The sequence below is a fragment of the Streptomyces boluensis genome (assembly GCF_009908195.1).
In the GTDB taxonomy this organism is placed as follows: Bacteria; Actinomycetota; Actinomycetes; order Streptomycetales; family Streptomycetaceae; genus Streptomyces; species Streptomyces boluensis.
Map to the genome: position 1 here is coordinate 1 of NZ_JAAAHS010000310.1, position 9377 is coordinate 9377.

Consider the following 9377-nt stretch of genomic DNA (forward strand, 5'->3'; position numbering starts at 1 on the left):
CCTCCCCACCCTCCCCTTCTGGGTAAGCGTCGACGGCGAAGAGGCCGAGGACGGCGACACCATGGGGCTGTTCAGCCGGGACGGGGACGCCGTGTTGCGGCAGGTGCCGCTCGGGCCGTTGCGGAAGAACCTCTCCGATACCGTCGACGCGCTGCAGCAACTCTTCGCGGACGCCGACGCGCGTGGCGGGACCCTGCCGCTCGCTGAGGCGCAGTTGAACTTCCAGGTCACCGCGAGCGGCGGCATCCAGCTCATCGGCAGCGGGCAGGTGCAGGGCACGCGCGGGCTCACGCTCGTGTTCAAGCGGCCTGCCTGAGCGGGGAGTTCGAGCCATGGCGGGCGGGCGCGCGCCCCGGTACCGGGCCCTGCTCATCGGGGCGTCCAACTACGAGTCGGCGGCCATCTCGCCGCTGCCGTTCGTGGCCGAAGACCTGGAGCGGATGGCGCACGCGCTGAACGCGCGCGGCTTCGAGAAGGTCAAGGTCGCGCAGAAGCAGTTGTTCTCGCTCAACGAGATCGACGGCGACGTGGTCGGGTTCCTGCAAGATGCGGACCCCGGCGACCGGCTCCTCGTCGTCCTGAGCGGGCACGGGCTGCACTCGCGCGGCCGCGAGTATCTGATCCCCGAGGACTTCCGCGAGAACCTCTCCGTGGCCAAGCGCTGCGTGGAGATCGACTGGTCCGAGGAGATCGAGGCGAGCCGCGCCGCGCAGGTGGTGTTCCTCGTCGACGCCTGCCGTGAGGGCGTGCAGGGCGACACGATGGCCGCGTCGCTCAAGCAGTGGGAGCCCAACAAGGTTCGCTTCGCCAAGAATCGTAAAGTCGCGTACGTGTACGCCTGTTCGCAGGCCGAGTTCGCCCGGTACGTACGGGCCACGGACACCGTGCGCGCGGGTGTGGACGTCGGGACGCTGCCCGAGGAGTCGTTCAGCCTCTTCTCGCGGGCCGTCACCGACCTGCTCCTCGGACACGGCACCCCGCCAGGCGCCCGGCCCGTCAGCGAACTCGGAGAGTTCCACGAGGCCGTGCAGGAACGGGTCGCCGCGCTCCACCGGGCGTACGGCAAGTCCCGCGAACCGCAGCGTGTCCGGGTCCTCACCGAGGAGCCGGCCGCCGGGTTCGAGCTGTTCCCGCCGCTCGCCGACGACAGCACGGCCACCGACACGACCGAACTCACCTGGGCCGCGGCCGTCGACTCGCACCCGGCGTGGAAGCTCACCGACCCGGCGCAGGCCACCGCCGTCGACCGGCTGAAGGAGATCTGCGGCGCCCTCGCCGCCTCGTACGCCAGGGACTGTGCCCGCGCCGAGCGGAAACTCGCAGAAGACCGCTGGTACGACCGGGAGTTGGCGGAGCGCACCGCGGAGCGGCTCGGGTTCCTGCTGCGGTATCTCACCGAGGGCAGCACGCTCTCCCCGACCGAGGCGGCGCTGCTCGCGGTACTGCCGTTCGCGACGCAGGCGCACTGGGCGCGCGAGGCCGCGCGGCGCGAGCTGCCCGTGGACGAGCTGACCCGGTTCCTCGAACTGTTCCCGCGGATCAACCGCAGGCTGCGCAGCCTCAAGGAGAGCCAGACCGAGGCGCTGCGGGACGTCCACTGGTGGGGCTACCACCGCTGGCTGGCGCAGCGCGCGGAGGTGTACTTCGCGCGGGAGGCGTCCGCCGAGGCCCCGGACAACGCCGACGACTCCGACCTCGACGCCGCCCCCGACTGGATGCGCGCCGAGCTGCGCCCCGCCAACCTGCTCCGGTACCTCAAGGAGCAGCGCATCGCACCCGCCGCCGCCCCCGGCACGCTGCGCAGCACGGAGCTCGCCGACGCGCGGGAGGTCGCGCCCAGCACCGCGTACGAGCACACCGTCCGGGAACGCCTGGTGTCCGCCCTGGTCAAGGCCGCGCACGCGCTCGCCATCGACCCGGCCGACCTGCCCGAGGTCCTGGTCGAGCACCTCGGCATCTCCGACAGCGTCTCCCTGGACGACCTGCACGCCACCATCCGCAAGTCGTACTGGCGGGCGTCCGGCACCGGCCGGATGCTGGGCGCGCTGTGCCAGCACCCGGCCGTCGAGCTGGCCCTGAAGCAGCACGCCGAGACCGTCGACGTACTGCTGCGGGACATCAACCATGTGTCGGCCGTCAAGGGCAGTTCCCTCGAACCGCTGCGGTCGCTGCCCGCGTACGCGCACGGGCAGGAGGTGAAGCCCAGCGGCGCCACCCCCGCCAACCTGTCCGCCGGGATCCGCTTCCGGCTCGCCGACGACCGCGTCCAGGAACTCCTGATGGGTGAACAGCTCTACGGCGAGCGGGAGTTGGCGATCCGGGAGCTGTACCAGAACGCCCTGGACGCCTGCCGCTACCGGGAGGCCCGGCTCGCGTATCTGCACCGCACCGGCGCCGAGGCCCCGCCCTGGCAGGGCCGGATCCGCTTCGCGGAGGGTGTGGACGAGCGGGGCAGGCCGTATCTGGAGTGCGCGGACAACGGCATCGGCATGGGCGTCACCGAGCTCAGCCGCTCCTTCTCGCAGGGCGGCGCGCGCTTCGTGGACCTGCCCGAGTACCTGGAGGAGCGCACCCTCTGGGACGCCCTCGAACCGAAGATCCAGCTGCATCCGGTGAGCCGGTTCGGGCTCGGCGTGCTCAGCTACTTCATGATCGCCGACGAGATCACGGTGTGGACGAGCCGCCTGAACCGCAACGGCAGGCCGGGGCGGCGCGTGAAGGTCACCATCGCGGGGCCCGGCAACCTGTTCCGCGTCGAGGACGACGGGCCCGCCGAGGACGCGGGCACGACCGTACGGCTCATCGGGTCACCGGGCAGCCCGGTGCCCGCGCCCGGCGAGGAACTGTCCCGGCACCTGTGGGTGTCGCCGTTCCGGACCACGACCCCGGACGGCACCCAGGACGGTCTTGTGTGGGAACCCGGGCGGCTGCACGTCACCCAGCGGGTACCTGGTGCCCGGGAGCCCGACGGCATCCCGCAACAGGCCGACAGGGGAGCGCCGTTCGGCCTCACCACGCAGCGCACCCCCTACACCTGGTCGGCGGAGTCCCTGGGGCCCGTCGCGCACACCGGTCCGGCACGGGGCGACGCACGGCAGTTCGAGGTGCGGGTGGACGGGGAGCGGTTCGGGCGGCGGCTGCCTGATCTGCCCCGGTACGGCCTGTCCCCGCACCGCCCGCGCATCGCCACCGACACCCCTGGCCAGGACGTGTGGTGGACGGACGGGCCGGGCGCGGTCCTGGTCGACGGCATCGCGGCCGACCGTCCCCTGTTCGGCCGCGCGGTCGACCTGCACGGCACCCGGCAGGCCCGGCTCTCCGTCGACCGTAAGCAACTCCAGTCGTACGACGAGGAGTTGGTGCACCAGCTGTGCATGGGCGCCGTCGACGACCTGGTGGACAGCGCCGCGTTCCTCTCGCCCGCCTGGGTGCACGCCCTGCACGAGGACGACCCCGTACTCGCCGAGGCCGTCGTCGCGCGGGCCATCCGGAAGAACGTCGCGTGGGACACGTACCACTGGACGATGGAGGCGGGCCGGGCCGGGATGTTCCCGCCCGATCTGCTGCTCCTCCCCGCCGCCACCGGCACCTTCCACAACCCGACGACGCACCACGACATCGTGGCGAGCCAGCTGGTCCTGTGCATGCCCGAGCCCGTCGTGCGCTGGCGGCTGCGCACCCTGCTCGGCCTGGACGCGGACCTGCAGGTGCCCGTCGCGCGCCCGTCGGACCTGAACCTGCTTAGCGTCAACCCAGTGCGTGGCATGGGCAGTTGGGCGAAGAGGGTGGAGGAGCTCAGCGACGCGTACCGCAAGTCCCTCAACGCGAAGTCCCCCGACCTGCTGAGTGGCATCAGTGGGCTGCCCGCGTGGCGTCCGGCCGGGCGCCCCGTCACCGTGGCCGAGCTGCTGACCGCCGCCAGCACGCAGCAGGCTCCCGCCGCCGAGGTCGCGCAGCGCCTCGCCGCGATCGGGTACGAGGTGGAGAACCTCGGCCCGCTCGCCGCCGCCACCGTCGCGGACCTGCCGCTGCTCGCCCTGGACGAACCGGCCGACGGCGGCCCGCCGTCCGTATGGCTGCCGCCGGGCGCCTGCGTGCACCTGGCGCACCTGCTCGTCCAGCGGGACCCGCGCGCGGCCGCCGCACGTCTGGCCGCGCTCGGCTACGCCCTGCCCGGTGACCTCGACGGCCTGCCCGCCCTGTCGGCCTCGGCGCACGACAAGACCCTGCTGCGCGCGCTGCTCGCACACCCCGACATCCTCGCCGCCACACCGGAACACGCCACCGGGGTCAGCCTCGGCCAACTTGACGCCGCAGCAGTGCAGTTGAGGTGGAACGGAAGGCAGCTGACCCAGCGGCTCCAACACCTCGGGCTCACCCCCGCCCCGGGCCAACGGAGCTTCGCCCCGCACACGCTCAAACCGCTCATCGACTCGGGCATCACCCGCAGGCTCACCCGCACCATCGGCCCGCACGAGTACGGCGACTTCGGGCTCGCCTTCGACTCCGACACCCGGCAAGGGCTGATCGACCTGGGCTTCCACCCCCAGGGCAGCCCGGTGTCCAAGGCCATGCTGAAGCTGATGGGCCAGTCCGGCCGCCGCCTCAACACCGTCGGCCTCGGCCCGCGCACCCGCGAAGCCGTCCTCACCCCGACCGGTCTGCGCGCGGCGGCCCTGCTCGCGAACGTGAAACCGGGGGCCGTCAGGACCGCGCTCAAGAGGGACGGGCACACCGCGTGGGTGGACATCGAATCCGGCCTGGACGACACCCTCGTGCAGTACGGCACCGAGACGGCGCCCCCGCTGTTCCGGCGGTCCGTCAAGGGCAAGCACATCGGGCTCGCCGCCCTCGCCTCCGCCGCGATCCGGCTGCAGCGGCCGTTCCGTGAAGTCGCCGCGCTGGCCACGGAGTTGGGGCTCCGGCACGAGGCCGAGACCTGGTTCGACGGCGAGGGCGAGGGCGCGGCGCTCGCACGGCCCGCCGCCCACGTACGGCCCACCGAGAACACGGACGGGAACACGGACTCCCCGCCCCCGCCGTCCGTTCCTCCTACCCGAACAGGTTCAGCTCCGGCTCCCGTACCCCCGCCAACGCGTACCGAGCCCCGATGACCGGCCGCCCCGAGCAGAGCCGTACGAGCACCTCCGGCGGGCCGGTGAAGCGCGCGGGGTCGTCGGAGGCAGCTCCGAACAGCAGCAACTCCTGGCTGGACAGCCGTACTTGAAGCGGTGCCGTCTCCCGTACCCGGGTCAGGTGGGTCAGCAGGCGCAGCGCGAGCGGCAGCGCCGGGCCGCCGTACGCGTCCGGCTCCGACCAGGCCTCGCGTACGTCGCCCGCGTGGATCCACTCGCCGAGCGCGATGCCGTCGAGGCGGCCGCCGGCCTTCTCGATGACCGGGCCCGCCTCCGTCATGCCGCGTTCCAGCTCGTCGACGACCCGCTGATGCGGCCACCCGGCACGTTCCGCGATGTCCCGGTCGTTGGCCTCCGGGGAGAACACGCCCTCCTCGAAACGGTTCTCCACGACCCGCGTCAGGGCCGCCGAACAATGGGCGAGCACGTGGCGCACCGTCCAGCCCGTACAGCAGGTGAACAGCTCGAAGTCACGGTCGGGCCGCGACCTCAACAGCGGTACCAGCGCGTCCCGTTCGGTCGTCAGGAGCAGTCCTGGGAGGGCCGGATCGTACGAGTCGCCCGGCGTCGTCCGCGTCGTCTGCGTAGTCCGCGTCGTCTGCGTCATGCCTTCGGACGATACGGGCTGCCGCCAGGGGCTAGCGCGCGAACCCGTCCAGCACATCCCGCAGGTGCGCGTCCATCGGCTCGTCCAGTTCGTCGTGTTCCCAGAACAGGGTGTTCAGAGCGCCCAGCGGGTACAGCCGACCACCCTCGCGCAGGCTGGGCTGGCTGACGTTCGGGGAGTCCAGGACCGAGGAGCGGTCACCCGGGCCGAACAGGGGCAGGGTGGTGTCGTCCGGCGCCTCCGCACGCGCCTCGTACCGCCACTCCGCCGCGCGGGCGTTGCGGCACATCACCTCGCCGATGTACCAGACCGCGCCCTGCACGAACGGGCCGGTCCGCGCCGCGCTGACCTCCTCGGGGCCGGCGTACCGAGACCGGACCAGGCCTTCCAGGGCGTCGAGGGAGTCGAGGGTGAAGTCCCAGCTCTCCGGCCGGCCCGTCTCCCGCGCCCACCCGTCGAACGCCTCCGCGCGCGCGGCCAGCCACACGTCCAACTCAGCCTGTCCTGCCGCCACTTCGTCGAGTTGCCGCTGCTGGACCGGGTGCGGGCGGACGGCCGGGGACCAGGACGGGTCCTGGCGCCGCCGCTCCGCCACCTCGGCGCGCAGCCGGTCCACCTCGTCCGTGAAGACGCGGCCCGTACGTCTGGCCGTGGCGCGCTCAAGGAGCTTCAGGAGCGGTATGGGCGACTGGTCGAGGGCCGGGTCCGGGCAGATCACGGGCTGCCTGCCGGGCGCGGCCTTCGCGGGTCTGCGGCTCCAGCCCCAGGAGCCGCCCGCGACGCTGAGGAGCACCTCACCCAGGTAGTACGCGGCCCAGCGGGCGGGCCGGAAGTCCAGCTTCACGCGCCCGCCCGTCTCGTACTCCGCGAGGAGCCACTCCTCCAGGCCGGAGAGCGACTCGGGCGTGAAGTCGAAGGACATGTCACACGGGCAGTACTCGTCCTGCGTCTCCTCCCGCATCTCCCGGAGCTGGTCGGGAAGATCGAAGATCCAGGCACGCAACTTCCGCTCGACCGCGTCGACTTCGTCGGCCAGGGGGCGCGTGCTCATAGGCGTCTCGGGGCTCATACGGGAACACTAGAGCGAGGGTCTGACAACGCCCCTCGGCCAGCCCGCGACGCCCCTCACCCGACGTGCCGGAACCGCCCCCGGTACTCCGTGGGCGTCGTGTTGAGGCGGCGGCGGAACGCGCGGATCAGGGTGTCCACGGTGCCGAATCCGCACAGGGACGCCACCCGGTCCAGGGTGTCGTCGGTGGACTCCAGGCGCTGGCGGGCGACTTCGACGCGGGCCGACTCGACGTAGGACGCCGGCGTCGTATCCAGTTCCGTTTTGAAGAGGCGGGTCAACTGGCGTTCGCTGACGTGCGCCTGGGCCGCCAGGTCGGCGGTCGTCAGGCGGCCCGCGAGGTTCTGCGTCACGTACGCGCGCAGCTCGTCCATCCGCCGCGTCGTCGCGCCCGGCTCGGTCGGCACGCTGAACTGGCTCTGGCCGCTGGGGCGTTTGAGGTACATCACCAGTTGCCGGGCCACCCGCAGCGCGGTCGGCTCGCCGAAGTCCTCCGCCACCAGGGCGAGGGACAGGTCGAGGCAGGCGGTGATGCCCGCACCGGTCCACACCTTGCCGTCGCGGATGAAGATCGGGTCGGCGTCGACCCGTACGGCCGGGTGGTCGGCGGCGAGCTGCTGCGCCGTGGACCAGTGCGTGGTGGCCCGCTTGCCGTCCAACAGGCCTGCCGCCGCGAGGAGATGGGCGCCCACACAGACGGAGGCGATCCGGCGGGAACGCGCGGCGAGCGTACCGACCCACTCGACGACCCCGGGGTCCGCGACGGCCCGCACGCCACGGTCCTCGCCCACCTCCACCGAGCCGGGCACGAGCAGGGTGTCGATACGGCGCCGGGCCACCTCCGCGTACGTGGTGTCCGGCAGGACGCGCACCCCGGCGGCCGTGGTGACCGGGTCGAGGGTCTCGGCGGCGAGGGCCACGCGGTACCCGGCGGCCTCCTCCGTGTCCCGCCGCAGCAGGGCGAAGACCTCGGGCGGGCCGGTGACGTCGAGCAGGTCGACGCCCTCGAAGAGCATGACGACGATGAGCCGGTTCACCGAACCTCGGCCTCCCCACACCTTGACCTGATGTCTGGATCTGCAAGTTACATGACATTGCCGCCATGGGTCCGCGTCCCTAGCGTGGAGCCATGGCTACGACAACACTGCGTGAACTCAACGGCTTCGATCAGACCCCGGCCAAGCTGGGCGCCGCGACGCTGATCCTCGTCGACTACCAGAACACCTACACCCAGGGCGTCCTGGAACTCACCGGCTGGCAGCAGGCGTTGGACGCGGGCGCCGACCTGCTCGCCCGTGCCCGCGCGGCCGGGTCGAAGGTCGTGCACGTCATCCACGACGGCGGCGAGGGCACCCCGTACGACGTGCGCGCCGAGATCGGGCAGATCCACCCGAAGGTCGCGCCGGTCGAGGGCGAGCCGGTCGTGGTGAAGGGCGCGCCGAACGCGTTCCTCGACACCGACCTGGGCGAGCACGTCGACGCCGCCGGGCACGAGGACGTGGTGGTCGTCGGCTTCATGACGCACATGTGCGTGACGTTCACCTCGCAGGGCGCGTTCCTGCGCGGCAACCGCCCCACCGTGGTCGCCGACGCCTGCGCCACCCGCCCGCTGCCGCACGGCGCCCGCGACGGCGAGGTCCCGGCCGCGCAGGTCCACCAGAGCGCGCTCGGCACGATCGCCGACCTGTACGGCGTCGTCGTACCGTCGGCGGACTCGCTGGCCTGAGCCCACCCACGCACGACGGCACGACCACACGACCGCACGACCACACCGGTCCGGGCCACCGGGGGGCGGCCCGGACCGGTGCGGGGCGGTCACTAGGCTCCCCCTCATGACGGACCTCCCACTCGACGACGACCTCCGGCAGCGCTGGACCGCCGCCCTGCTCGCCTGCCGCGCCACGGGCGACGGCCCCGACCCGGCCCCGTACGGCGCGAACCTGCTCGACCGGTGGGCCGAGCCGCAGCGCAAGTACCACACGGTCGCCCACCTCACGGCGGTCCTCGACCACGTCGACGTCCTCGCCGGGCACGCCGAGAACGCCGATCTCGTACGGCTCGCCGCCTGGTTCCACGACGCGGTGTACCTGCCCGACCGCTCCGAGAACGAGGAGCGCTCGGCCCGGCTCGCCGAGCGGGCGCTGTCCGAGGCCGGGCTCGCGGGTGCCGCGACCGCCGAGGTGGCCCGCCTGGTCCGCCTGACCGTCACGCACGACCCGGCCGAGGGCGACCGCAACGGCGAGGTGCTGTGCGACGCGGACCTGGCGATCCTGGCCGCCGAACCCGACGCGTACGCCGCGTACGCAGCCGCTGTGCGCGAGGAGTACGGCTTCGTCCCGGACGAGGCGTTCCGCGACGGCCGCGCCGCGGTGCTGCGCCAACTCCTCGACCTGCCACGGCTGTTCCGCACCCCGCACGGCGTCGCCGCGTGGGAGGAGCGGGCCCGCGCCAACCTCTCCGTCGAGCTGGAACTGCTCACCGCGTAATCCGCTGCGGCGCCCCGCCCGGCCGCCGCATAATCGCGCCATGACCCAGCTCCCGGACTCCCCGCGCACCGCGTCCCCCG

7 protein-coding genes are annotated in these 9377 nt (G+C 72.7%); 4 read left to right on the forward strand and 3 right to left on the reverse strand.

Going from position 1 to position 9377, the window contains the following annotated elements; genetic code table 11:
• Window positions 1-316, forward strand: a 316-nt coding sequence (locus GUY60_RS28745; protein ID WP_161703000.1) for a Pepco domain-containing protein, incomplete at its 5' end; no start/stop codon positions are given.
• Window positions 317-332: 16 nt separating this feature from the next.
• A complete protein-coding gene (locus GUY60_RS28750) occupies window positions 333-5114 on the forward strand; it encodes an HD domain-containing protein (RefSeq protein ID WP_161703002.1) in 4782 nt (1593 codons plus the stop codon).
• On the opposite strand, the gene GUY60_RS28755 is transcribed toward GUY60_RS28750, so the two are convergent.
• The 3 genes from GUY60_RS28755 to GUY60_RS28765 all read right to left on the reverse strand — a co-directional run bounded on the left by GUY60_RS28755 (window position 5053) and on the right by GUY60_RS28765 (window position 7827).
• Complete coding sequence (locus GUY60_RS28755; RefSeq protein ID WP_161703004.1) at window positions 5053-5742, reverse strand: maleylpyruvate isomerase family mycothiol-dependent enzyme; 690 nt, start codon at window positions 5740-5742, stop codon at window positions 5053-5055. The two genes, GUY60_RS28750 and GUY60_RS28755, sit on opposite strands and share 62 nt — an antisense overlap.
• 31 nt (window positions 5743-5773) lie before the next feature.
• Complete coding sequence (locus GUY60_RS28760; RefSeq protein ID WP_161703006.1) at window positions 5774-6793, reverse strand: hypothetical protein; 1020 nt, start codon at window positions 6791-6793, stop codon at window positions 5774-5776.
• Window positions 6794-6867: 74 nt separating this feature from the next.
• Window positions 6868-7827, reverse strand: a complete 960-nt coding sequence (locus GUY60_RS28765) for a GlxA family transcriptional regulator (RefSeq protein ID WP_161703012.1) — start codon at window positions 7825-7827, stop codon at window positions 6868-6870.
• Between the two features lie 113 nt (window positions 7828-7940).
• Between GUY60_RS28765 and GUY60_RS28770 the strand changes: the two genes are divergently transcribed.
• A complete protein-coding gene (locus GUY60_RS28770) occupies window positions 7941-8537 on the forward strand; it encodes a cysteine hydrolase family protein (protein ID WP_161703008.1) in 597 nt (198 codons plus the stop codon).
• A 106-nt stretch (window positions 8538-8643) separates the two neighbouring features.
• Window positions 8644-9297, forward strand: a complete 654-nt coding sequence (locus GUY60_RS28775) for an HD domain-containing protein (protein ID WP_161703010.1) — start codon at window positions 8644-8646, stop codon at window positions 9295-9297.
• Window positions 9298-9377: the final 80 nt, after the last annotated feature.

What these genes read in the sequence shown, in the direction of transcription:
- GUY60_RS28750 (WP_161703002.1), top strand. Translation starts at nt 333, where the DNA reads ATGGCGGGCGGGCGCGCGCCCCGGTACCGGGCCCTGCTCATCGGGGCG.
- GUY60_RS28755 (WP_161703004.1), bottom strand. Translation starts at nt 5,742, where the DNA reads ATGACGCAGACGACGCGGACTACGCAGACGACGCGGACGACGCCGGGC.
- GUY60_RS28760 (WP_161703006.1), bottom strand. Translation starts at nt 6,793, where the DNA reads ATGAGCACGCGCCCCCTGGCCGACGAAGTCGACGCGGTCGAGCGGAAG.
- GUY60_RS28765 (WP_161703012.1), bottom strand. Translation starts at nt 7,827, where the DNA reads ATGCTCTTCGAGGGCGTCGACCTGCTCGACGTCACCGGCCCGCCCGAG.
- GUY60_RS28770 (WP_161703008.1), top strand. Translation starts at nt 7,941, where the DNA reads ATGGCTACGACAACACTGCGTGAACTCAACGGCTTCGATCAGACCCCG.
- GUY60_RS28775 (WP_161703010.1), top strand. Translation starts at nt 8,644, where the DNA reads ATGACGGACCTCCCACTCGACGACGACCTCCGGCAGCGCTGGACCGCC.